General features: G+C 32.9%; 25 protein-coding genes. 6 read left to right on the top strand and 19 right to left on the bottom strand.

Going from position 1 to position 23,106, the window contains the following annotated elements:
- Positions 1 to 32: 32 nt before the first annotated feature.
- The 5 genes from lpdA to ABEY15_RS08300 all read right to left on the bottom strand — a co-directional run bounded on the left by lpdA (position 33) and on the right by ABEY15_RS08300 (position 6,132).
- The gene (lpdA, locus tag ABEY15_RS08320; RefSeq protein ID WP_429889620.1) at positions 33 to 1,445 is read right to left on the bottom strand and encodes a dihydrolipoyl dehydrogenase; all 1,413 of its coding nucleotides are present in this window, start codon (positions 1,443 to 1,445) and stop codon (positions 33 to 35) included.
- A 5-nt stretch (positions 1,446 to 1,450) separates the two neighbouring features.
- Complete coding sequence (locus ABEY15_RS08315) at positions 1,451 to 2,806, bottom strand: dihydrolipoamide acetyltransferase family protein (protein ID WP_429889664.1); 1,356 nt, start codon at positions 2,804 to 2,806, stop codon at positions 1,451 to 1,453.
- A gap of 128 nt (positions 2,807 to 2,934) precedes the next feature.
- The gene (locus tag ABEY15_RS08310; protein WP_429889619.1) at positions 2,935 to 3,912 is read right to left on the bottom strand and encodes an alpha-ketoacid dehydrogenase subunit beta; all 978 of its coding nucleotides are present in this window, start codon (positions 3,910 to 3,912) and stop codon (positions 2,935 to 2,937) included.
- Positions 3,913 to 3,915: 3 nt separating this feature from the next.
- A complete protein-coding gene (gene pdhA, locus ABEY15_RS08305; RefSeq protein ID WP_429889663.1) occupies positions 3,916 to 4,995 on the bottom strand; it encodes a pyruvate dehydrogenase (acetyl-transferring) E1 component subunit alpha in 1,080 nt (359 codons plus the stop codon).
- A gap of 465 nt (positions 4,996 to 5,460) precedes the next feature.
- A complete protein-coding gene (locus tag ABEY15_RS08300) occupies positions 5,461 to 6,132 on the bottom strand; it encodes a YkyA family protein (RefSeq protein ID WP_429889618.1) in 672 nt (223 codons plus the stop codon).
- 140 nt (positions 6,133 to 6,272) lie between these two features.
- On the opposite strand from ABEY15_RS08300, the gene ABEY15_RS08295 reads away from it, so the two are divergent.
- On the top strand, positions 6,273 to 6,416 hold the full coding sequence (locus ABEY15_RS08295) for a YjcZ family sporulation protein (protein ID WP_069035541.1): 144 nt from the start codon (positions 6,273 to 6,275) through the stop codon (positions 6,414 to 6,416).
- Between the two features lie 188 nt (positions 6,417 to 6,604).
- Positions 6,605 to 7,162, top strand: a complete 558-nt coding sequence (gene def, locus ABEY15_RS08290) for a peptide deformylase (RefSeq protein WP_429889617.1) — start codon at positions 6,605 to 6,607, stop codon at positions 7,160 to 7,162.
- 69 nt (positions 7,163 to 7,231) lie between these two features.
- Here the strand turns inward: def and ABEY15_RS08285 are convergent, their stop codons facing one another.
- Both ABEY15_RS08285 and ABEY15_RS08280 read right to left on the bottom strand, forming a co-directional pair.
- Positions 7,232 to 8,005: a Cof-type HAD-IIB family hydrolase gene (locus ABEY15_RS08285; RefSeq protein WP_429889616.1), complete on the bottom strand. Its 774-nt coding sequence runs from the start codon at positions 8,003 to 8,005 to the stop codon at positions 7,232 to 7,234.
- Positions 8,006 to 8,020: 15 nt separating this feature from the next.
- Positions 8,021 to 8,929: a DMT family transporter gene (locus ABEY15_RS08280; RefSeq protein WP_429889615.1), complete on the bottom strand. Its 909-nt coding sequence runs from the start codon at positions 8,927 to 8,929 to the stop codon at positions 8,021 to 8,023.
- A gap of 348 nt (positions 8,930 to 9,277) precedes the next feature.
- On the opposite strand from ABEY15_RS08280, the gene ABEY15_RS08275 reads away from it, so the two are divergent.
- Entirely contained in the window at positions 9,278 to 9,490 is a 213-nt protein-coding gene (locus ABEY15_RS08275; RefSeq protein ID WP_056468578.1) for a DNA-dependent RNA polymerase subunit epsilon, read from the top strand.
- 3 nt (positions 9,491 to 9,493) lie between these two features.
- On the top strand, positions 9,494 to 11,161 hold the full coding sequence (gene rnjA / locus ABEY15_RS08270) for a ribonuclease J1 (RefSeq protein WP_331223881.1): 1,668 nt from the start codon (positions 9,494 to 9,496) through the stop codon (positions 11,159 to 11,161).
- A 64-nt stretch (positions 11,162 to 11,225) separates the two neighbouring features.
- Here the strand turns inward: rnjA and ABEY15_RS08265 are convergent, their stop codons facing one another.
- The 10 genes from ABEY15_RS08265 to ABEY15_RS08220 all read right to left on the bottom strand — a co-directional run bounded on the left by ABEY15_RS08265 (position 11,226) and on the right by ABEY15_RS08220 (position 18,721).
- The gene (locus ABEY15_RS08265; RefSeq protein WP_429889614.1) at positions 11,226 to 12,260 is read right to left on the bottom strand and encodes a cytochrome d ubiquinol oxidase subunit II; all 1,035 of its coding nucleotides are present in this window, start codon (positions 12,258 to 12,260) and stop codon (positions 11,226 to 11,228) included.
- A 156-nt stretch (positions 12,261 to 12,416) separates the two neighbouring features.
- Positions 12,417 to 12,872, bottom strand: a complete 456-nt coding sequence (locus tag ABEY15_RS08260; RefSeq protein WP_429889613.1) for a TlpA family protein disulfide reductase — start codon at positions 12,870 to 12,872, stop codon at positions 12,417 to 12,419.
- Positions 12,873 to 13,076: 204 nt separating this feature from the next.
- Positions 13,077 to 13,619 (bottom strand): peroxiredoxin, encoded by a 543-nt coding sequence (locus ABEY15_RS08255; protein ID WP_056468592.1) that lies wholly within the window; start codon positions 13,617 to 13,619, stop codon positions 13,077 to 13,079.
- Positions 13,620 to 13,736: 117 nt separating this feature from the next.
- On the bottom strand, positions 13,737 to 14,846 hold the full coding sequence (locus ABEY15_RS08250; protein ID WP_429889612.1) for an N-acetyldiaminopimelate deacetylase: 1,110 nt from the start codon (positions 14,844 to 14,846) through the stop codon (positions 13,737 to 13,739).
- Positions 14,847 to 15,087: 241 nt separating this feature from the next.
- The gene (gene dapD / locus ABEY15_RS08245; protein ID WP_429889611.1) at positions 15,088 to 15,804 is read right to left on the bottom strand and encodes a 2,3,4,5-tetrahydropyridine-2,6-dicarboxylate N-acetyltransferase; all 717 of its coding nucleotides are present in this window, start codon (positions 15,802 to 15,804) and stop codon (positions 15,088 to 15,090) included.
- A gap of 76 nt (positions 15,805 to 15,880) precedes the next feature.
- Positions 15,881 to 16,756 (bottom strand): LysR family transcriptional regulator, encoded by an 876-nt coding sequence (locus ABEY15_RS08240; RefSeq protein WP_429889610.1) that lies wholly within the window; start codon positions 16,754 to 16,756, stop codon positions 15,881 to 15,883.
- A gap of 90 nt (positions 16,757 to 16,846) precedes the next feature.
- Complete coding sequence (cbpB, locus tag ABEY15_RS08235; protein ID WP_069035530.1) at positions 16,847 to 17,293, bottom strand: cyclic-di-AMP-binding protein CbpB; 447 nt, start codon at positions 17,291 to 17,293, stop codon at positions 16,847 to 16,849.
- Between the two features lie 295 nt (positions 17,294 to 17,588).
- Positions 17,589 to 17,780, bottom strand: a complete 192-nt coding sequence (gene abbA / locus ABEY15_RS08230; protein WP_429889609.1) for an antirepressor AbbA — start codon at positions 17,778 to 17,780, stop codon at positions 17,589 to 17,591.
- Between the two features lie 53 nt (positions 17,781 to 17,833).
- Complete coding sequence (locus tag ABEY15_RS08225; RefSeq protein ID WP_387324921.1) at positions 17,834 to 18,307, bottom strand: ribonuclease H-like YkuK family protein; 474 nt, start codon at positions 18,305 to 18,307, stop codon at positions 17,834 to 17,836.
- A 177-nt stretch (positions 18,308 to 18,484) separates the two neighbouring features.
- Entirely contained in the window at positions 18,485 to 18,721 is a 237-nt protein-coding gene (locus tag ABEY15_RS08220; protein ID WP_056474223.1) for a YkuJ family protein, read from the bottom strand.
- A 251-nt stretch (positions 18,722 to 18,972) separates the two neighbouring features.
- Here ABEY15_RS08220 and ABEY15_RS08215 point away from each other — a divergent pair, with 251 nt between their 5' ends.
- Both ABEY15_RS08215 and ABEY15_RS08210 read left to right on the top strand, forming a co-directional pair.
- Positions 18,973 to 19,206: a glutaredoxin domain-containing protein gene (locus tag ABEY15_RS08215; protein WP_025568652.1), complete on the top strand. Its 234-nt coding sequence runs from the start codon at positions 18,973 to 18,975 to the stop codon at positions 19,204 to 19,206.
- 520 nt (positions 19,207 to 19,726) lie between these two features.
- Positions 19,727 to 20,458, top strand: a complete 732-nt coding sequence (locus tag ABEY15_RS08210; RefSeq protein WP_429889608.1) for a class I SAM-dependent methyltransferase — start codon at positions 19,727 to 19,729, stop codon at positions 20,456 to 20,458.
- A 560-nt stretch (positions 20,459 to 21,018) separates the two neighbouring features.
- Here ABEY15_RS08210 and ABEY15_RS08205 read toward each other — a convergent pair.
- Both ABEY15_RS08205 and fadH read right to left on the bottom strand, forming a co-directional pair.
- Entirely contained in the window at positions 21,019 to 22,233 is a 1,215-nt protein-coding gene (locus ABEY15_RS08205; RefSeq protein ID WP_429889607.1) for an EAL-associated domain-containing protein, read from the bottom strand.
- Between the two features lie 13 nt (positions 22,234 to 22,246).
- Positions 22,247 to 23,011: a 2,4-dienoyl-CoA reductase gene (fadH, locus tag ABEY15_RS08200; protein ID WP_429889606.1), complete on the bottom strand. Its 765-nt coding sequence runs from the start codon at positions 23,009 to 23,011 to the stop codon at positions 22,247 to 22,249.
- Positions 23,012 to 23,106 lie beyond the last annotated feature (95 nt).

The raw sequence follows: 23,106 nt of genomic DNA, 5'->3' as shown, positions 1-23,106 counted from the left end.
ACCTCCTATAAAATATAGGAGGTTTTTAGTAATTATTTTAAAACGTGGATTGGATGACCCATCGCTAATTCTGCAGCTTCCATTGAGATTTCACCTAATGTTGGGTGAGCGTGAATTGTTTGAGCAATATCCTCAACGCTCATGCAAGCTTCAATTGCAAGACCAAGCTCAGAAATGATATCTGAAGCATTTACACCTGCAACTTGAGCACCAACTAGTACTCCATCTTCTTTACGAGAAACTAATTGTACGAATCCTTCAGTTGAATTTAGTGATAATGCGCGACCATTTCCACCGAATGGGAATTTTGCTACACTAACAGCTAATCCTTCTTCATCTGCTTGTTTTTTAGTATAACCAACAGTTGCTAATTCTGGATCAGTAAATACTACTGCAGGAATTGCTAAGTATTCGATTTGACTTGACATACCACTGATTGCCTCGGCAGCAACTTTACCTTCATAAGAAGCTTTGTGTGCTAATGGAGGACCAGCAATTACGTCACCAATTGCGTAAATATTATTAATTGTTGTACGAGCTTGTTTATCAGTAGAAATTACACCACGTTCGTTAATTTCAACACCAACATTTTCTAAGCCCATGTCACGAGAGTTCGGGAAACGTCCAACTGTTACTAAAACGTAATCAGCTTCGATTTCTTTCATTTCGCCATTTGTTTCGAATTTAACTGTAACGCCATCTGCAGTTTCTTCAACGCCTTTACCGAACGCTTTCGTTACGATATCAACATTACCTTTTTTCTTTAATCCACGTTTAACAATTGAACTCATAGATTTTTCGAAACCATTTAAGATTTCGTCACCAGCTTCAAGAATTGTTACGTGTGTACCAAAGTTAGCATAAGCAGTACCTAATTCCATACCAATATAGCCGCCACCAATAACAACTAATTTTTTAGGAATTTCAGGTAAGTTTAATGCTCCTGTTGAATCGATTACACGGTTGCTCCATTTGAAACCAGGGATTTCGATTGGAGTTGAACCTGTTGCGATGATTGCATTGTTAAAAGTATAAGTTTGAGCTGACTCCTCAGTGATTACACGAAGAGTGTTAGCATCATTAAAGTAAGCTTCACCTTTAATAACTTCAACTTTGTTACCTTTTAATAAACCAGCTACACCGCCAGTTAATTTATTAACAACACTGCTTTTCCAAGCTTGAACTTTTGTAAAATCAACTTTTACATTTTCTGCTGTAATACCGATATCTTCAGAATGCTTAGCTGTTTCATAACGGTGACCAGCTGTAATTAATGCTTTTGAAGGAATACAACCTACGTTTAAACATACTCCACCAAGATTACCTTTTTCAATAACAGCAACTTTTTGTCCAAGTTGTGCTGCACGAATTGCTGCAACATAACCACCAGGACCGGCACCGATAACGACCGTATCTAGTTCAATTGCAAAATCTCCTACTACCATTTATCTTACGCCTCCATTAATAATAATTCTGGATCATTTAATAATCGTTTAATATGATTTAAAGCGTTTTGAGCAGTTGCACCATCGATAATACGGTGGTCAAAACTTAATGATAACGCTAATACTGGAGCAACTACGATTTCTCCATTTAATACTACTGGTTTTTCAGCAATACGACCAATACCTAAAATAGCTACTTCAGGGTGGTTAATTACTGGAGTAAACCATTGTCCACCAGCTGAACCGATATTTGTGATTGTGCATGTAGCACCTTTCATTTCTGCAGGAGCTAATTTACCATCACGAGCTTTAGTAGCTAATTCATTAATTTCAGCAGAAATTGAGAAGATCGCTTTACGATCAGCATCTTTAACAACTGGTACTAATAAACCTTTATCAGTATCTGCAGCAATACCAATGTTATAGTAATGTTTGTGTACGATTTCGCTAGTAGCATCATCGATAGATGTATTTAAAGCTGGGAATTTACGTAATGCAGAAGTTAAAGCTTTAACAACATAAGGTAAGAATGTTAATTTGATACCTTGTGCAGCTGCAACTTCTTTATATTTTTTACGGCTAGCAACTAGTTTCGTTACATCTATTTCATCCATTAACGTTACGTGAGGAGCAGTATGTTTAGAGTTAACCATTGCTTTAGCGATCGCTTTACGAATTCCACTCATTTTTTCACGAGTTTCAGGATATGCTCCTTCTGGAATTGGCATTGCTTTAGGAGCTTCTTGTGTAGCAGCTGTAGCTTCTGTTACAACTTCAACAGCAACTTCTGTTTGTGCTGCAGCAGCTGGTGCTACTCCACCTAATAAGAATGCATCTACGTCTTGTTTTGTTACACGGCCATTTTTACCTGAACCTGGTACAATACGTAAATCTACGTTTTTCTCACGAGCATATTTACGTACAGATGGCATTGCAATTACATGAGCTTTTGGTTCAATTGCAGCAACAGGTGATAGTGGTGCAGCATCTGTTTTTGGTTCACTTTGCTCATATGATTCTTGTACTTTTGCTTGAACTGCATCAGCAGCTTCTGGTACTGGAGTAGTAGTTGGAGCTTCTTCAGCATGTTGTCCTTTGAAGCTAATGTTTTCATATCCAGGTGCATCTAAACGTACTAATACGTCACCAACAACTGCAACTGTTCCTTCTGAAACTAATACTTCTAATACTTTCCCTTTTACAGGTGATGGAATTTCTACTACTGATTTATCGTTTTGAACTTCACAAATGATATCATCTTCATTCACTTCGTCGCCTGCTTTAATAAACCATTTTACAATTTCACCTTCGTGAATACCTTCACCGATATCTGGTAATCTAAATTCAAATAGACTTGCCACTGAGTTTGACACAGATTTCTACCTCCGAACAAAGTTAAATTAATTTTTTAAAATATTTTATCTATAATGTAAGAAAGGTATTGATGAATTCATCAAATACCTTTCACTATTTTTTGTTATAAACTAAATTAGAAGTTTAAAACTTTTTGAATACCTTCAACTACATCTTTATGGTTTGGTAACCATACTGTTTCCGCTTCTGAGAATGGGTAAACAGTATCAGCTGCAGTAATACGTAAAACTGGTGCTTCTAATGAAAGGATACAACGATCATTAATTTCAGCAACAATATTTGCGGCAATACCAGCTTGTTTTTGTGCTTCTTGTACAACAACAGCACGGCCAGTTTTCTCAACAGATGCAACGATTGCATCAGTATCTAATGGATGAACAGTACGTAAGTCAACAACTTCTACTGATACTCCGTCTTTTTCTAATTCTTCAGCAGCTTTTAATGCAGCGTGAACCATTGCACCGTAAGCAAATACTGATACATCTTTACCTTCACGTTTAACATCCGCTTTACCTAATTCGATTGTGTACTCGCCTTCAGGTACATCTTCACGGAATGAACGGTATAATTTCATGTGCTCTAAATAGATAACAGGGTCATTATCACGAATAGATGAAATTAAAAGACCTTTAGCATCTTTAGGTGTTGATGGAATAACTACTTTTAAACCAGGAGTTTGAGCCATTAATCCCTCTAGACTATCCGCATGCATTTCTGGTGTATGAACCCCACCACCAAATGGTGAACGGAAAGTAATTGGAGAAGTAAAACGACCACTTGTACGGTAACGCATACGAGCAGCTTGCCCAGCAATTGAGTCCATAATTTCGAATAAAAATCCGAAGAATTGGATTTCTGCTACTGGACGGAAGCCTTCAATTCCAAGACCGATTGCTAATCCACCGATACCTGATTCAGCAAGTGGTGTATCGAATATACGTTGCTCACCGAATTCTGCTTGTAAACCTTCAGTTGCACGGAATACACCACCGTTTACTCCAACGTCTTCCCCGAATACTACTACAGTTGGATCGTTTTTCATTTCAACGCGTAATGCATCTGTGATAGCTTGAATCATTGTCATTTGCGCCATGACTTACTTCGACTCCTTCTCTTTGTAAATTGCATATTGCTCTTCTATATTACTTGTCATTGTTTCGAACATATTTTCCATTAAATGAGTAACTTTTTGTTTTGGCTCTTGGTCAGCAAGTTTGATAGCATCTTTAATTGCTTCTTTTGCTTCTTCGATAATTGAATTTTCTTCTTCTTCAGTCCAAAGACCTTTTTTCTCTAAGAACTTACGGAAACGAACGATTGGATCTTTTGCTTCCCACTCATTTTCAGTATCTTTTGTACGGTAACGAGTTGGGTCATCACCAGCCATTGTATGTGGTCCATAACGGAATGTTAATGTTTCAATTAATGTTGGACCTTCGCCGTTAACTGCACGTTTACGAGCTTCTGATGTAGCAGCATATACTGCTAATGGATCCATTCCATCAACTTGAATACCAGCAATACCTACAGCAATTGCTTTTTGAGCAATTGTTCTAGCTTTTGATTGCTTAGAAACTGGAGTTGAGATTGCGTATCTGTTATTTTGAACAACGAAAATCGCAGGAGCATTATAAGCACCAGCAAAGTTCATACCTTCATAGAAATCACCTTGAGAAGATCCACCGTCACCTGTATATGTAATGGCAACAGATTTTTGGCCTTTCAATTTCATACCAAGTGCAACACCTGCAGCTTGAATAATTTGAGCACCAATAATAATTTGTGGGAAGATTGTATTTACATCTTCAGGAATTTGACTTCCTACTAAATGTCCACGAGACCATAAAAATGCTTTATATAATGGTAAACCGTGCCAGATCATTTGAGGTACATCACGGTAACCAGGTAAGATAAAGTCTTCTTTTTCAAGAGCAAATTGACTTGCTAATTGAGAAGCTTCTTGTCCTGCAGTAGGAGCATAGAAACCTAAACGACCTTGTCTGTTTAATGAAATTGAACGTTGGTCAAGAACACGAGTCCATACCATACGTTTCATTAATTCTTTTAATTGCTCATCTGATAATTCAGGCATCGCTGCTTCATTAACGACTTCGCCCTCTTCATTTAAAATTTGAAGAGTTCCAACTGAATCACCAAATTGAAGCATTTGATCCATTAATTCAGAAACAGTTTGTGTATTCTTCATTTCTGTTGTTTCCTTTCCAGCTACTTTCTTCGTAGTAGTTGCCACTAAAACCCACACCCTTCTTTAATTATGGAGGATTTATTTTCTTTATCCATCATGTGTATTTTCTTAAGAGTAATTACAAGCAACTTGTACTTATAATTAAAATCTGTACTTATACTATTCGTGTATTACACTAGTACAACATTGAACACTAGTACAGTTTATAACACGTTCATAAACTCGTCAAATATTTTGTTGTATTATTTTATTCATGATTTTTCGGAAAATTTGCCACAAAATTTTCACCCTGTACTACCTTTGAAACAGCAATCTGTTATACAATAACAGAAACTCCTTTAAATTATACTCAAATAGCTATTAATGGATTTTTTTTATCATAAATTTCAAACTGTACTACAACGATTTTTATTTAGTAATTCTAGTCCCAATATGTTATTTACCATATTTTTCATATATGTCTTTTTGTAAATTATTTAATTTTTGAGTATAAAGATTTAATTGATCATTATATTTAATGACATCTTTATAAATGTGATTTGTATCCTTTGTCTCACTCTTTACATTTTTTAAATCAACTTTTTTCTGCGATAATAAGTTATAAATGGAAAGATCCGTTTCCATTGCATCTTTATATTTTGAATTCAATTTATCGTATAACTCGGTTCTTTCTCTCCATGTTTTAATAAAGTTATTAACTTCATTTCGAAACTGTTCATCCTTCGTTTCAATATTTATTGTTTGAAGTTCTTTAATTTTTATGTCTATATCGTGAATTAATTTTGACTCCTCATTGACTCGTTCTTTTCGTTTATTTAATAAATTAATTGCTTGTTTAGCTGACTCTTGTCTTTTATTTACTTCGCTGATTTTATATAAATAAATTTTTTCATAATACTCCAATTCTTTTATTTCCAGTTTTTGAATACCTTCTCCAGCTTTTTGAAATTTCTGTTCCATTTTAGCAATTTCAGCTAGTTGATTTATGACTAAATTCTTTTGTTTTACTTGAGAAGTACAACCCGAACAAAGGATAAAGAGTATGACTATTACAAAAAATAAAGAATTGAATTTTTTATACATAATTTCACCCAATTTTTTTTTCATTATTATTTCCATGTTGCATCTTTTCACACTTTTTATACGTCCTAAAAAATAATCTGGTCACATACCCACACACTTTATGTAGTTTTTCATATTTTGTAGTATCCGCTATATGCGGAAACAGTTTAAAGGGAGGTTATTATATGTACGGTTACGGATACGGTGGAAAAGGTGGATACCCTGGTTATGGTTACGGCGGCGGATGCGGTTGCGGTTACGGCGGTTTCGCATTAATCGTTGTTCTATTCATTTTATTAATTATCGTTGGTGCAGCTTTCGTTTTATAATTCACACTAGTAAGCCTCTACTATTAATGTATAACCACAAACTTTAAGGAGCGATAATTTATCGCTCCTTTTTCCAACTCTATTGCTTTAGACTGACAATTTAAAAAAGATTTGTTAGACTAAATTAATAATACTAGTAAATAGTACATACTTATATTTATGAAATATTAGACAGGAGTGAAATTCATTTGATTACAATGAAAGATATAATTCGAGAAGGCGATCCTAGATTAAGGGAAATCTCGAGTGAAATAAGCTTACCTCCATCGGCAGAGGATATTAATTTAGCTAATTCATTATTAGAGTATGTTATAAATAGTCAGAATCCAGAAATATCTGCCGAATACGGTCTACGATCAGGTATTGGATTAGCTGCGCCACAAATTGGTATTCTTAAAAGAGCCATAGGTGTTCATGTTACTGACTTACAAGGTAATTTATTTAGTTATGCATTATTAAATCCTAAAATTATAAGTCATTCAGTTGAGGAAGTTTATTTATCAGGTGGTGAAGGCTGCTTATCTGTTGATCGTGATGTTCCTGGGTATGTTCCACGTTACGCAAGAATAACAGTCACTGGTTATGACACGAGATTAGGAGAAGTAAAAATCCGTTTAAAAGGTTTACCAGCAATTTGCTTCCAGCATGAAATTGACCATCTAAATGGAGTAATGTTTTATGATCGTATTAATAAAACAAATCCTTTTTCTCCTCCAGAAGGTGCTTCACCTTTAGAGAGAAAATAAAAAAGAGCGATTGGAAAACCAATCGCTCTTTCAGTCTGAGAAAAAGTTTTTTGTACATTGTCTACAGACTTAAAGAATTCCAGCCCATTTTAAACCGTTTAAAATTCCATCTTCATCAACATTCGTTGTAATATGGTTAGCTAATTTTTTTAGTGGATCCACAGCATTACCCATGGCGATACCCGTACCAACTTCTTCAATCATTTCTAAATCATTTAATCCGTCACCAAATGCGATTACATTTTGCATATCAAATCCAAGATGGTTTACCATTTGAAGTATTCCATTCGCTTTAGATCCTCCAACTGGTAAGACATCTGACGAATACTCATGCCAGCGAATAAAATTAAAATCATTAAATCCATCAGTTAAAGACGGTTCTTGATGCTCTTCGCAGAACAGTAAGACTTGGTAAATTTCACGATTATGATAAAAATCATGCTGAACTTCAGGATGTTGCATTCTAATCGATGTCATTGCTTCTTTTATATGAGGATGTGAATCAATTGACGCTCTCATTGTCTCGTTATTTAAATAAATTAGCGGAATACCTAGCTCTTTTGCTTTTTGAGTAAATTGGTGAAGTTGTTCTGGATGTAGAGCATGTTTGTGAATAGCTTCACCTTCAAATTCAGCATATTGCCCATTTAAACTTACAAAACTATTTATATTTAACTCTTCACGAATTTCTTTAAACATGAATGGCGCACGACCAGTTGCAATCGCTACGTGGATATCTTTATTTTGAAGTTCCGAAATTGCTTTCTTTGTACTTTCCGGAATTACTTTATCATGGTTTAAAATCGTTCCATCAATATCAAAAAAAACGATTGGTTTAGTCATATTATTCTCCCCTCACTAAGACGCTGCATTTGCTTTTGAGTTATTCATTTTTGACTTCTGTTTACTATTCGTAATAAATACTCCTAAAAGTACGATTAACAGCCCTAAAATCATTTTGAAAGATAAAGGCTCATTTAAAAAGAAAAATCCCCAAATAGAAGCAAATACAGGTACTATATAAGTAACCATTGTTGCAAATTCTGCACTTCCCTCTTTAACCATATAATAAAATAATAAATATGCCAACCCCGAACAGACAACGCCTAGTCCAAACACACCACTAAAAACTTCAAAATTAACAAATGGTTTTAAAGTGCCTTTCCCGACAACAAGCATATAAAAAAAGCCGAATACACCAGAAATACCTAAGGTTAAAAATGAAACAATCATTACATCAATTTGTTGTAAATACTTTTTTGTTAAATGTGAACCAAGCCCATAACAAAAAGTAACAAATAACATTAATATTGAATAAATTATATTATCCGAGAAAATTGTTGATGGATTAAGATTCATCATAATCATAAGTCCAATGATCCCGATCATAAGTCCAATCCATTGTTTCTTATGAATTTTTTGAGAAAAGAAAAAATATCCAATAATGAGTGTTGCAATTGGCGTAAAAGCATTTAACACTGCCGCTTCATTACTTTGCAGATGGGTCTCACTAAAAGAAAGAAAAAGCCAAGGTATAGCATGATTAAATAATGAGATGACAATAATTAAACTCATTTTCGGTAAATTTTTATAATCAATCTTTACCTTTTTTACTAACATAATAATTAATAATGTCATAGCACCAAAGAAACAGCGATAAAATACAATTGCTTCTGGCCCTATATCGTTTAAAAGGAGCTTAATAAATAAAAAAGATGTACTCCAAATAATACTTAATAAAAACAAAGCTCCATATAACTTCTTCACATTCTTCTCCCCTTAACTTTAAGATACCCTCTATTTTAACTGCTTTTTGGATTATATTGAATGAAAATGTTTTTTCGTTCAATACTACACATAAATATACTATGTCCGTGTTCTATATAAATAAGTTTAATTTCATGTCTAGGAGGTAAAACTAATGTTACGTAAACTTAGAAAAAAATTAAAAAAGCGGCTAAAACAATTTTTGAAAAAGAAGAAATATATCTCAATAATTTCAAATTTTTTTTTAAAATAACTGTATTTTAGGTAATCTTCAATAAAAAGAATGAAAATATATAGAAAATCACTTATAATATTGAGAAGATAGTGATTTGACAAGGAGAGATTTAAATGATTTTTAAAGTATACTATCAGGAATTACCATTAGAGGTACCTGTAAGAGAAAAAACTAAAACAGTTTATGTAGAAGCAGATAGTGAAAGAGAAGTTCGTGCGAAATTATTACCTTTCAATTATAATATTGAGCTTGTTCAAGCTTTAACCGGTGCTCATCTTGAATTCGAAAAACAAAGTGAAAGCTTTAAAATTTTGGAGCTAGCGTAATTTATGAAATTTCTTAAAAATGATCAAGCTGCCGTATTCGCACTAGGTGGCTTAGGGGAAATTGGTAAAAATACATACGCAGTACAATATCAAGATGAAATTATATTAATAGATGCCGGAATCAAGTTCCCTGAAGATGAGCTACTAGGGATAGACTATGTTATACCTGATTATTCCTACTTAGTTCGAAATGAGGAAAAAATTAAAGGTTTATTTATCACTCACGGACATGAAGACCACATTGGTGGTATTCCATATTTATTAAGAGAATTAAACATTCCAATTTATGGTGGAAAACTTGCTCTTGGCTTAATTAAAAATAAACTAGAAGAGCACGGTCTTTTAAGAAAAGCTAAATTAATTGAAATAAAAGAAGACGACATCATTAAATTTAGAAAAACTAGCGTAACTTTTTACCGTACTACTCATAGTATTCCAGATTGTTACGGAATTGTTGTTAAAACTCCTCAAGGACAAGTCGTACATACAGGTGACTTTAAATTCGACTTTACACCAGTTGGAGAAACAGCTAATTTAACAAAAATGGCTGAGATTGGTAAGGAAGGCGTTTTATGTCTACTTTCTGACAGTACAAATAGTGAAGTATCACATTTTACAATGTCTGAAAGAAAAGTTGGAGACACGATTAATGAAATCTTCCGTAAAGTAGACGGTCGAATTATTTTTGCAACATTCGCATCAAACATTCATCGTCTTCAGCAAGTAGTTGAAGCTGCTATTGCAACTGGACGTAAAATTGCTGTTTTTGGTAGAAGTATGGAAGCGAATATCGAGATCGGTCATGACCTAGGTTATATTAAATGCCCTAAGGATACATTCATTGATGCTTCTCAAATTAATCGTATTCCGGCTAATCAATTAGTAATTTTATGTACAGGTAGTCAAGGTGAGCCTATGGCTGCATTATCACGTATAGCAAATGGTACACATCGTCAAATTCAAATTATTCCTGGAGATACTGTAGTATTTTCTTCTTCACCAATTCCAGGTAATACAATGAGCGTAAATCGTACAATCAACTTACTTTACCGTGCTGGTGCTGAAGTAATTCACGGATCGTTAAATGATATTCATACTAGTGGTCATGGTGGTCAAGAAGAGCAAAAATTAATGCTTAGACTGATGAAGCCTAAGTATTTTATGCCAATTCACGGTGAATATAGAATGCAGCGCATGCATGCTAAGCTTGCTATGGACTGTGGAGTACCTGAAGAAAACTGTTTTATCATGGATAACGGTGAGGTTTTAGCTCTTCGTGCAGATGAGGCTATGGTTGCCGGTAAAGTACCTTCTGGTAATGTTTATATTGATGGAAGCGGTATCGGTGATATTGGTAATATCGTTTTAAGAGACCGTCGAATTTTATCTGAAGAAGGTCTTGTAATCGTAGTCGTAAGCATCGATATGAAGGAATTTAAAATCTCTGCAGGACCAGATATCATTTCACGCGGTTTCGTTTATATGAGAGAAAGTGGCGATTTAATAAATGAAGCGCAAGCAATGATTTCTACTCATTTAAACAAAATCATGGAACGTAAAACTTCTCAATGGTCTGAGATAAAAAATGAAATTACTGATACTTTATCACCTTTCTTATACGAAAAAACAAAACGTAAACCAATGATTCTCCCAATTATTATGGAAGTTTAATCATTAGTACATCATAAAAGGGCGATTTCAAAAGTCAAAATACTTTTGAAATCGCCCTTTTTTATTAATCTTGCAAATCATTTTTTTCATTACTTTTTAAAAACACTTTCATAAAAAAAGGTTTATTAAGAACTAAAAATATAAAATACACAGTAAATAAGATAAAAAATACAACAAACAGAATAATTAGTACGATTGCTAAACTACTCTTAGCAAAACTTGTTTCGATTCTTAAATAAGGATATAAGATAAATGGTAGATGACTTATTCCATACCCAAAAAAAGCGAAGAAATATTGTAATAATACTAATATAAACGCTAAACCATATCTTTTTCTTTTTATAACAAAATAAATTGCTATACAAAAGCAAATCAAAGAGATCAGAAAGAATTCCCATACATTATGCATTCGATCAAAATGAACATTATTATGTAATTTCATTGATAAAAATACGATGATACTCGAAATAATAGTTGGCAATGACCAGACTAGTACATACTTTCTTAATTTAGTTTCCGACTCCGAATCATTAATTAATTTTGCAGAATAAATTAAAAACATTGCACTAATAAATAGAACTGAACAAACAGCCAATAGCATAACAGATAGAGAATAAGAATTCGTAATTAATTTAAATGGATAAAAACGTATATCTGTTCCATTCTCGATAATAAATCCACCTTCAGAAATTGTTAAAACAGTAGATAATGTAACAGGTATTAATAGACTTGTCGCACCATACAAAATTAAAAAGAACTTACTCCTATTTCCTCCATATTGCTGAAAAGTATAAAACGAGCCCCTAATTGCTAAAAAAATCATTGCTACACTACCCGGAACTAATAGGGGAACACCATAATAATATGCTACCCTTGGGAATATTCCAACTACACCTACGAAGAAGAAAATGAAAAATAATGTAGCAAGTTCCCAAATAGATGAAAGATGTCGATTTATTAAGCCAATTAATTTTGGTTCTTCTTTAGTTGTAATCGTATAAAACGCATAAAATCCTGCACCAAAATCAATTGAAGCAATAATCATGTAGGCATATAAAAACAACCATAAGATAAAGATTGCGATTGTTTGAATCTCCAAACTTTTTTCCTCCTACAGAATAATTCCTTAAACTAAAGATTAGTTTTCTTTAATTATACCTATAAAATACACTTTCTACTAGTTTCAAATGCAGATTACGGAAATACAAAAAGAGACTTTAAAAAAAGTCTCCTTAATGATGATTGATTCTAAAAACTATTCTACTTTTGCTGCTTCATCTAGTACTCGATTAACACGCTTTTCTAACATTGGCATTCCGCCTTCTCCAGCTTGGAAGTGGCGTAATACACCTGTTTTATCAAATACGTAATATGATGGTACATATTTATTTTCAAAAGCATCTGTAATTGTATGTTGGTTATCAACTAATATCGTTTGTGTAATTCCATGTTCGTTTGCAACTTCTTTAATTTTATCAATATCTAAATCATCTTCAGATCTTGGCATATGAACACTTACAACATTTAATCGATCTTTATATTCATCTCTAAAAGCATTAATGTTTGGCATTGCTACTTTACATAAATGGCAACTAACAGACCAAAAATGAATTAATGTTGGTTTGTCACCGATTAGGTTTTCTTTTTGAATTTCTTCATTTAATACTGTTGTTGCACCATCTAATTCAGGCATTGGTGAGCGAAGTCTCATTTTATAGTCCTCCTACTTGTTTCATTAGCTCTAAGTGAGCTTGTTCTACTTTTAGTTTTTGTCTATTTATAGGCATTTGACTCTCGAGGTCCTGGCCTTATGCTTGTCGGGTCTTAAGCAATCGCCTTCCACTTTTCGTAATTGTGTTTAAAAAGGCCTAACAATAAGTTAGACCTTTGACATTAATTCATAATTGACTGTGAATTATAGAGTTGCTTGACCTGGTTTCCAGTTAGCTGGGCAAAGTCCACCAGTTTGTAAAGCTTGAAGTACACGTAAAACTTCATCAACTTCACGACCGATGTTGTTGTGGTGTACTACTTGGTACATTAATTCACCCTCTGGGCTGATGATGAATAATCCACGTAATGCAATACCTTCTTCTTCAATTAATACGCCATAGTCACGAGAAATAGCGTGGTTTGTATCTGCACCTAATGCATATTTTAATTGGCCTAAGCCATTATCTTTACGATCAGTGTTGATCCATGCTAAGTGAGTGTGAATTGTATCTGTAGAAACACCTACAACTTCTGCATCAAGATCTTCAAACTCGTCGTAACGATCAGAGATTGCTACGATTTCAGTTGGACATACAAAAGTGAAGTCCATTGGATAGAAGTATAATACTGTCCATTTATCGTTTTTCATATTTTCTTCTAAGCTTACTTTACCAAATTCTTTATTTGCTAAAACTGCTTCCATTTCAAAGCGTGGTGCTTGTTTTCCTACTAAACGTTCTGCCATCGTTATTACCTCCAATATTTATGTAACTATTTATCATACAAGTGATATTATAGTAAACTACTTATTTAAAGTCAATATTAATTTATAATTATTATTAACTGAAAATCATTTTCATTGTTATTGTTTCATAAAGTCCGAAATAAATCGAATCATTAATGGAATCACATTTTCATCTGGGTTTAATTTTTGGTTATGGAGTCCGAATTCTGAATTTACGCCGATCCAAAACATTAGGCCTGGAATTTCTTTTGTCATATAACCAAAATCTTCACCTGTCATTGCAACATTGCATAGGGCGGCCTCAATACCGTCATATTGTTTCGCAAAATTTAAGAATTCATTCGTTAACGTTTCATCGTTTATTACTCCATAGTAATTACTTCCAAAATCTACTTCTATTTTACACTGAAAACTCTCTTGAAATCCATTCACAAGACTTTCAATTCTATTTTTTAATTTTAGCATTGCTTCTTCACTTAATGCTCGCATCGTACCTTCTATTCGAACATGATCTGCAATAACGTTCTGAACTGTACCACCAGTTATTTTTCCAATCGTAATGACAGCACTGTCTAATGGATTAACATTTCTTGATACAACTGATTGTACTTGCGTGATAAAGTGACTTGATGCAACGATCATATCATTCGTTAAATGAGGGAAAGCTGCATGACCGCTTAAGCCATGAAAATCAATAAAAAGCTCTGATGTATGAGCAAATAACATACCAGGTTTCGTTGCAATTGTACCAACAGGATATTCAGGCGCTATATGTAAACCATAAATTACATCCGGTTTAAATGGTTTAAATTCTTCACTTTTTAGTAAAGGTTCCGCTCCTCCGGGACCTTCCTCTGCAGGTTGAAAAATAAATACAACATCGTCATTTATTGGCTCATTAACAAGCTTAGTAAGTACACCAAGAGCAATACTCATATGTACATCATGACCACAGGCATGCATATTACCTTCATGAATCGATGAAAACTCTAATCCTGTGTTTTCTTTCATTGGTAATCCATCAATGTCTGTACGGTAACCAATTGTTCTAGTAGGTTTTAACCCTTTTACTCGAACGAAAATACCTGTTCTCCATGTATCAATTATCATTCTTTCTTGATCTAAACTAGATAAATAATCTAGTAAATACGCTTGTGTTTTGAATTCTTGAAATCCAAGTTCGGGGATTAAATGTAAATCCCGTCTAATTTTAATAAATGAATCCATTTTAACTCCTCCAAAAAAAGCGTAGAAATATAATTCTACGCTTCAGACTGCCCACAAAACGCGTGCTTTCTTCGATGATTCACCTGACTGCGGTGCTAAATTACCGTCTAAAAGGTAATTCCACTTCTTATCAGACTTCACGCCTCGAAAGTCAATGCTTGTAATCAGTTCTGAACTTATATTTTAGTATAATGCCTATAAAGTAAGCGTAGAAAATAAATTCTACGCTTACTTCTTGTTATTATTGATTTAGTTGTCGTAAAGCCTGAATGATTTCAGTTTTTGAAATTGTTTTATCATCGATATCTTTGATTTTTCTTGCAGGAACACCAGCAACTACAGTGAAAGGAGCAACATCTTCAGTAACAATTGCACCTGCAGCCACTACTGCGCCTTCACCTACTTTAATACCTTCTAAAATTACTGCATTAGCTCCAATTAGTACATTATCTTCAAGAATAACTGGGTTTGCTGATGGTGGCTCGATTACGCCAGCTAAAACAGCGCCAGCACCAACGTGACAGTTTTTACCTGTTGTAGCACGTCCACCAAGTACTGCGTTCATATCGATCATTGTACCTTCTCCAATTACAGCACCGATGTTAATTACAGCACCCATCATAATAACTGCATTGTCACCAATCGTAACTTGATCACGAATAAAAGCACCTGGCTCGATGCGAGCTTTAATACCTTTAGCATCTAAAAGTGGAATCGCTGAATTACGACGATCTGATTCTACTACATAATCTTCTATGTATTCTTTTTGCTCTTCAAGGATTACTTTAACATCATCCCACTCACCAAATAAAACTCCAGAATTTTGAGAAATAAATGATTGAACTGATTCAGAAATAGTAAGCTTGTCTAATTGACCTTTTACATAAACCTTTACAGGTGTTTTTTTCGTGCTATTTGCAATAAATGCAATAATTTCATTTGCGTCCATTAATTTCATAATGAATTGCCCCCTTTATTATTATCAATAAGAATACTCTATCAAATCTAGTAAGTAACTAGCAACATTTTGTCGATTAATCTTTATTTTTTTTTCGAATTGATTCTATAAATCCTTCTACTTGTTTTAATTTCATCGCATCTCGATTATAAAGTAAGTATGTATCGCGATATAACCCTGATTGTTCTTTTGTAATTAAAGGTGTTTTTATAATACTTTCATCACTAACATCATGTAATACAGAGGAAGGTAAGATCGCAAAGCCTAGTCCATTCAATACAAATTGCTTACATGTTTCAATTTGATCGACTACAATTTCATGTTTTGGTAATGAATTAAAATGCTCATACCACCATGACTGGATAAGCTGATAATAATTTGAATTACTTTTAAACTGAATAAATGGTCTTTGTATAGTTTTATATTCCTCAAGACTATGTTTTTTTGTATCAACTAATAATAGTTCATCAGAAAAAAGTAATTCCTTTTCTCCAAACCAATTTTGGTTTCCTCTTACAATTGCTAGATGAACTTCATTTTCATATAAGCGATTTGTTATTTCACTGCTCCAACCGGTAAAAAGTGAAACTTGTACTTCTGGATAGCTTGACACATATTTTTTTAAAACTGGTGGTAACCAGTATTGCGCAACAACAGATGAAACGGCAATCTTTAAAGTACCTGAAATATCGGATTTTAAAATTTGTAACTGCTCTAACATTGTTTGATACGTTTCTTCCATCTTTTTCGCGTAGTTTAATATGATTTCGCCAGAGGCAGTAATAATCAATCCTTTTTGAGAACGAATAAACAATTCACTACCAATCTGCTTCTCTAAATTTTGTAGCCTTTGACTTAAAGCTGGTTGAGAAACAAACAACCTCTCAGCTGCCTTCCTCATATTCTTCTCTTCAGACAAAGTAATTATTAAACGTATATCATCAATTTGCACATAATCCCCCCTTGCCTTTATATCTAATTGGATCAGACACTTCGACACTAAAAAAGTAAGTCAATTTGATGATGACTTACTTTTTTATCGTTAATGCTTATTATATCTTCTAACATTTTTATTCAATTGTTTTAAAATCGCTCTACGAGTTAATATACCTTCAAACGTATTATTAGCATCAACCACACATACAAAAGGATGATCAACTACAGATTCAAGCCCTTTAGCGAGTGTATCAGTCGTTTTTAATAATGGTATTTCAGTTCCCATTACCTCTTCAACTTTCATATTGCTTAAACGTTCAAATTCAATTCTTTCTAATCCAAGTATTCCATCTAATATCATAGATGTACTAATTAAACCTAGCAACTGAAACTTTGGATTTAACACTGGAATTGAAGAATATCCAGATTTTGTAAGTACTAGTAATGCATGCTCCAAACTATTACCAATTTGTACATGAGCTACTTTTTCACTTGAAATAATGACTTCTTCTACTTTATGTTCAAAAAATTGTGAACCATCAATACTAATCAAAAACATCGTCCCCCAATAGAAAAGCAAAAGTATTAAAAAATGGTAGAAATTATCTATTCATAAATAAACATCAAATAAATACACATACAACTTTGCTAATCATCTGTATAGAAAAAATTCTATACATTATTTTATTCGATTAAGGACTATGTCCCCATCCCTATATTATCAGATTTGTAACCCCTTTCCAATTTAACTTTTCTTAAAAATTTACTTATTTAACTATAACTATTCAAAAAACAAAAAAACGTTTAGATAAATAATTTATTATCTAAACGTTCATCTATATTTGTCTTCATAGCCCTAAATCCCTTAATTTTTGATATAAATGTACTAATCTTTCGTATTGATCCTCGCCTGCATCCATTAAACCACTTTCTATATCAGTTATCTGTGATGAAATGAGTTCAATTGCATAATTTTGTTTCATCACTGTGTCGACCAATAAAGACAATTCATCTTCTGTGAAATTTTGTTCACTTAGCATCCTTCATCCCTCCTAATCCTCATTTTAATCAATGTTTATTTAGTTTAAACTTCTTATTTTGTAAATTTATTTGCATAACTAAATGCTGTATAAGAATCAGGTTTTATCTTAGGAATGATTCCCATTGCGCTTACTTTAGATGTCATTTCTTGTATAAACTCTTTCGTTAGCCCCATCGTACCAATATCTAGATGAATCTCAAAACTAAAATTATTCGAATTAGCATTTTCATGAAGAGGACTAAATATTTTTTCTAAATGAAAAGGTGATAATAAAAAAGCTATTTCCTGACTATACATAGTTTCTAGAAATATTTTCTCTTTTAAATTTCGGATTTTCTTGTGATGCCAACAAGTATGTAAACATCCCCAAGCTCCATTACCTACTCTATGCAAGTGAAGTGCTGTAATAAACTTAGTTCCATTACTATGAACCTGAGAATCTGTTCCAATGGAAAGTCGATATTGTTTATTAGGATCACTTTTTACAAAATGATATAGCCGATCAACAACATGATCAAAACTCATATTTCTTTCACTTACATTGTAAAATCGATACTGATCTTTATTCACGTATATGACCTCCCTTTTCATAACAATACATAATAATGTATTCATTAAGAATTGGGATTAGCACGCCCTTACTATTTTGTAATAAAATATTAAAAAAAAAGAAAAAACAAGCTAAGCTTGTTTTTTCTTTTCTTATGAAATAATTTCGTATATTTCAATTGCTACCATATCGATATTATCGAATGGGAACGTTTGTGGTTTTTCACCTTGTTGAAATACTTCTAATTCAAATGTTTCATTTTTCTCAGAATACTTTACGCTACACTTTCTTTCACCGTTAACTTCAAAATATCTTTGAGCAACCTCACCGTTCGTAGCTTGTTGTTTTAAACTTTCTAAGCGTTCTAAAATTCCTAATAATAAAGACATATTAGAACTCCTTTCTACCATGTGTCATTCCCTAAATATAGGTTTTACTTTCTTACAATTTCTATCCAAAAAACTTCTGATAGATTTCAGCTATGTAAGTGTCCATTAATAAGAATACTTGTATTTCAAGATAAATTCAAGAAAAATAGTCGTTTCAACTAAAAAACAAATTTCTTTATATCCTATATTTTTCTATGTCATAATAGTTTTATACAAATGCTTTAAGAAAAAATAAAAAAGGATGTCGTTTTATGAAGATCGAATTATTCACACAAGATGGTTGCCCTCCTTGTGAATTTTTGAAAAATTATTTAAAAGAAATGAATGCTTCTTATATTGAATATAACGTATCACAAGATGAAAGTGCTAAAAAAAGAATGATGTTTGAGTTAGATTCATACTCAACACCTACTTTAATAATTGATGATGAGGTAATTAGAGGCGTTCAGATGGAGCAAATTGAAGCTGCATTACAAAAACGTTAATCCTATCTATTCACCCTCCTTTTCAAATTAAAAACACCTAAATGAACTGTTTACATCCATTTAGGTGTTTTTTCAATCTATACTTCTTTTGTGATTTAAGAGTTTTTCAAGGACTTGTCCTAAAAATAGTTTCTCATTACCCAACTCCTATAAAATGAAAAACAAAAAACATGACGGACGATGCAAAAAGAACTTTCGAAATAAGTCCTCTCAAATAAAATCCTCCTCGGGCTGAACTTTTACTAATCGTATCATTATTATATTGAAATTTACTATACGAATCGTTCTTATCTTTTTTACATTAGTTGACAGAGAAAAACACTACTTTTAATTAAAATAGGCTTTTATATTTGAATTCGTCGATTTTTGATTAAGATCAACTAAAACTCTTAGCTTCAAATCAAAATTTTTTCTGGGTAATTTCTCCCTTTATCTAGATCAAATTTAATGTTAAAGTTAGATAATTTGTGTCAATTTTTCATTTTTTTTAAAATTTTTTAAACGATTAGGGAGTGTTATTATGGAGTATCGTGGTTCAACGGTTTACACTCAAGATGATTTTTTTTCAGCATACATTCGACGAAAGAATAGAGAAGATAGTCCTAACAATGCAATCGAAGGACCAATCATCAAAGAACTAATTGGGAATGTTGATCGAAAAAACATATTAGATTTAGGTTGTGGTGACGCATCCTTCGGTAATGAACTTCTACTTCTAGGAGCTAAAACCTATACAGGTATCGAGGGATCAGAGCACATGATTAAAGCAGCCTTGACCAATTTAAAGGATACAGTAGGTACCGTCCATCATACTTCAATCGAGGAATATCATTTTCCTACGAATTCATTTGAACTTGTCACTTCTAGATTTGCACTTCACTATATTTCAAACATTGAACTAGTATTTCAAAAAATATTTAACAGCTTAAAGGAAAACGGCCATTTTATATTTAGTGTACAACATCCATTAACTACTGCCTCCTTTTTAAGCAAACTCTCAGGAGATCGACGCGAAAATTGGATTGTAGACGATTACTTTCGAACTGGCGAAAGAAAGGAACCATGGATGAATAAAGTTGTAGTTAAATACCATCGAACAATCGAACAATATTTTAATCTTTTAAGAAAAACTGGATTCAGGATTGATCAACTACATGAAGGTACTCCAAAACAAACACATTTTAAAAGCGAAGAAGAGTTTTTAAGAAGACAAAGAATACCAATCGTACTTGTCTTTTCTTGTTTTAAATAAAATTATTTTTTTTTTAGCATCTAAACAAATAAAATTGACTGTCAATTCAGAGAGTTGAAACGATATTATAGTCATTTTTGAAATCGGAACATAAAGTTGTAATCTTTGTTGGTATAGCCTTAATTTTTGTATAAGTTACACAATGTATTTGTATTTGATTTACAATGTAATTCCTACTATGTTTTTGATTCTTTTACTCTACAACTACATGATTTGTGTCCTTATTGCAGGTTTTATGATTTTGATTGAAGATTTGACTTTTTTTATTTGCTATTTGCACTTCCTTTGAAAGATTTTTCTAAAGTTTTTAATGGCAAACTTTTTTTGATAACAAGTTGATTGGAACGGAAGGTTGCTCGACTCCTATGGGATATGCAGGAAGGCTGAGACCCCGCAGGAACGAGGAGGTTCAGCTCATGCCCCATGGAAAGCGAGCAACCTGTAGAGGAAATCTACAAGACATTACTTATTTAATTGACAACTTCTTTTTCAGCATTAAAAAATGACTGCCTTTTTTCAAAGCGACAGTCATTTTTTGATTAAATCTTATAAGAGAGTCATTAAAAAAGTAACTCATTATGTTTAAATAAAAAATCATAACTTAAGTCAATATATAAATAGCTTCCATTATTCATTGGATAAGAAAACGTTCGAATCTTTTCACCTGTTTCAATATCTCTGTACATATCTGATAATTGTCCCTGATCATTTGATTGCATTTTCAAAACGGTTTCTAAAAAATACGGCCTCCAGCTCCAGTTTCTACCTTTATACTTCTCTTGAAGCTCCCACTGCTCACCATTAATTTTAAACAAGTTAGCTGATTGCTGAAAACCATCCTCATCACAAATATACATCCTAAAACAAAAGGAATTTAATTCACTTGATATATTAATTAAAAATGAATTTATATCCACTCCTAATTTAAATTTATTAATTGTCGATTCGACTTTTTGTTGTATTAAATTAGTCATATCTCTAAGCGCAATTAATTTGTTCTTTTCGCCTCGAATATATTTTAAGATATCATTCTTTAGTGGTTCACATTCATGATTTAACTGACTAATTGATGGTTGTGGTTTAAACAAGTATGCGCCTTGATAGAATCTTCCACCATTCTTCCATGCATTTCTTAATTGAATTGAATCGATTATTCCATCGTAATACATCGATGCCCCTACTTTTCTTGCCACATAAATTACGGAATTTAATAAATCTTGAAATGATGATGTATGAAGTTGTTGAACCATTTTAAAATCGATTTTAATGATATCAGGAGACAAAAATCGAAGTTTTTCTAAGTTAATTAACTTCTCATTTACGCTATTAATCGCAAATTTAATACCATAAGTTTGATAATATGTAATTAAATTTTTTAGTTCTTTCTCAAAACCATAAAAAAGTTGATGTTGAAGAATAATGACAATTTTATTTAGTTGTATGTCCTTTTCTTCATATGATTGTAAAATCGATAAAAGATTTTCTGGGTCATCTGAAAGAAGTGCTGAAGGGTGACGATTAATAAAAATACCACCATCGAATTTAGATTGTACAACTTCATCAAGAGCTTGAATTAATATATGATTGTCAACCTCTAATAAGTAGTCATCTGGCACCAAATCATTTGCAAAGAAGAATTCAAGGCTGTGTAAATTTTCAAGTTTTAGTCTACCAACAACCTCTACTCCTACACAGTTTTGTGTATCGGCTCCATATATTGGTTGAAAATATGGTACGACTTTATCTAAGTTACTTATTACGTCTAAAGGATCCATTTTGAACCTCCTTCTAGAATGGGTATTGATGTAAGGACTGTCCTCCATCCATTGTAAAACAAGAACCATTAATATAACCAGCCTCATTTGAAAATAAATATGCACAAAGTCCCGCTATTTCTTCAGGAGTACCTAACCTGCCTAGTGGTACACTTTGTATTGTTCTGTTTTCTAATTCCTCAGAAAGCCATAGTTTAGCCGCTCCACCTGTCCGCTCAATAGGTCCAGGAGCAATCGCATTGACTCTAATTCCATATTTCCTACCCCACTCAACTGCTAAAGTCCTTGTCATAGCAAGAACACCAGCTTTAGCTGATGCAGAGTGAATAACTCCAGGACCCGCATCCCAGGCATATGTAGCTATTATATTTGTAATCGCGCCTTTAATTTTATGTTGTATCATATACCGTCCTACCTCAGAACTACAATAAAAGGTTCCATTTAAAACTATATTTATAACCGTGTTCCAACCGTTTACAGACAAATCCTCTGCAGCACAAATAAAATTACCAGCCGCATTATTTACTAAGAAATCTATCGTTCCAAATGTTTGATCAACTTCATTGACCATATTTTTAATTAATTCAGGATCCCGAACATCCATAGCTATTGGTAATACTTGACCTTCAAATTGTTCAATTTCTTCTTTTGCATTTTTTAATTTTTCTAAATCTCTTCCCGCAATGACCACTCTTGCACCATCCTTTGCAAAACGCATAGCCATTGCTTTCCCCATACCACTAGAGCCACCAGTAACGATTACAACCTTATCCTTCACTCGTATCACTCCCTTTGTATTCTATAGTTTAACAACATTTTATTATTTTGAGAATATTTTTAACAATTAAACTATTTAATATAGTATGCAGTATT

The organism is Gottfriedia acidiceleris, from assembly GCF_050457485.1.
Taxonomy (GTDB): domain Bacteria; phylum Bacillota; class Bacilli; order Bacillales; family Bacillaceae_G; genus Gottfriedia; species Gottfriedia acidiceleris_D.
This window is presented reverse-complemented; position numbering and strand designations above follow the sequence as displayed.

What these genes read in the sequence shown, in the direction of transcription:
- ABEY15_RS08300 (WP_429889618.1), bottom strand. Translation starts at nt 6,132, where the DNA reads ATGAAAAAAAAATTGGGTGAAATTATGTATAAAAAATTCAATTCTTTA.
- pdhA (WP_429889663.1), bottom strand. Translation starts at nt 4,995, where the DNA reads ATGGATCAAATGCTTCAATTTGGTGATTCAGTTGGAACTCTTCAAATT.
- abbA (WP_429889609.1), bottom strand. Translation starts at nt 17,780, where the DNA reads ATGCTAAGTGAACAAAATTTCACAGAAGATGAATTGTCTTTATTGGTC.
- ABEY15_RS08205 (WP_429889607.1), bottom strand. Translation starts at nt 22,233, where the DNA reads ATGGATCCTTTAGACGTAATAAGTAACTTAGATAAAGTCGTACCATAT.
- ABEY15_RS08310 (WP_429889619.1), bottom strand. Translation starts at nt 3,912, where the DNA reads ATGGCGCAAATGACAATGATTCAAGCTATCACAGATGCATTACGCGTT.
- ABEY15_RS08255 (WP_056468592.1), bottom strand. Translation starts at nt 13,619, where the DNA reads ATGGCAGAACGTTTAGTAGGAAAACAAGCACCACGCTTTGAAATGGAA.
- ABEY15_RS08210 (WP_429889608.1), top strand. Translation starts at nt 19,727, where the DNA reads ATGGAGTATCGTGGTTCAACGGTTTACACTCAAGATGATTTTTTTTCA.
- ABEY15_RS08275 (WP_056468578.1), top strand. Translation starts at nt 9,278, where the DNA reads ATGATTTTTAAAGTATACTATCAGGAATTACCATTAGAGGTACCTGTA.
- lpdA (WP_429889620.1), bottom strand. Translation starts at nt 1,445, where the DNA reads ATGGTAGTAGGAGATTTTGCAATTGAACTAGATACGGTCGTTATCGGT.
- ABEY15_RS08220 (WP_056474223.1), bottom strand. Translation starts at nt 18,721, where the DNA reads ATGTCTTTATTATTAGGAATTTTAGAACGCTTAGAAAGTTTAAAACAA.
- ABEY15_RS08285 (WP_429889616.1), bottom strand. Translation starts at nt 8,005, where the DNA reads ATGACTAAACCAATCGTTTTTTTTGATATTGATGGAACGATTTTAAAC.
- ABEY15_RS08260 (WP_429889613.1), bottom strand. Translation starts at nt 12,872, where the DNA reads ATGAGACTTCGCTCACCAATGCCTGAATTAGATGGTGCAACAACAGTA.
- dapD (WP_429889611.1), bottom strand. Translation starts at nt 15,804, where the DNA reads ATGAAATTAATGGACGCAAATGAAATTATTGCATTTATTGCAAATAGC.
- ABEY15_RS08215 (WP_025568652.1), top strand. Translation starts at nt 18,973, where the DNA reads ATGAAGATCGAATTATTCACACAAGATGGTTGCCCTCCTTGTGAATTT.
- ABEY15_RS08250 (WP_429889612.1), bottom strand. Translation starts at nt 14,846, where the DNA reads ATGGATTCATTTATTAAAATTAGACGGGATTTACATTTAATCCCCGAA.
- rnjA (WP_331223881.1), top strand. Translation starts at nt 9,494, where the DNA reads ATGAAATTTCTTAAAAATGATCAAGCTGCCGTATTCGCACTAGGTGGC.
- ABEY15_RS08295 (WP_069035541.1), top strand. Translation starts at nt 6,273, where the DNA reads ATGTACGGTTACGGATACGGTGGAAAAGGTGGATACCCTGGTTATGGT.
- ABEY15_RS08225 (WP_387324921.1), bottom strand. Translation starts at nt 18,307, where the DNA reads ATGAGTTTTGATCATGTTGTTGATCGGCTATATCATTTTGTAAAAAGT.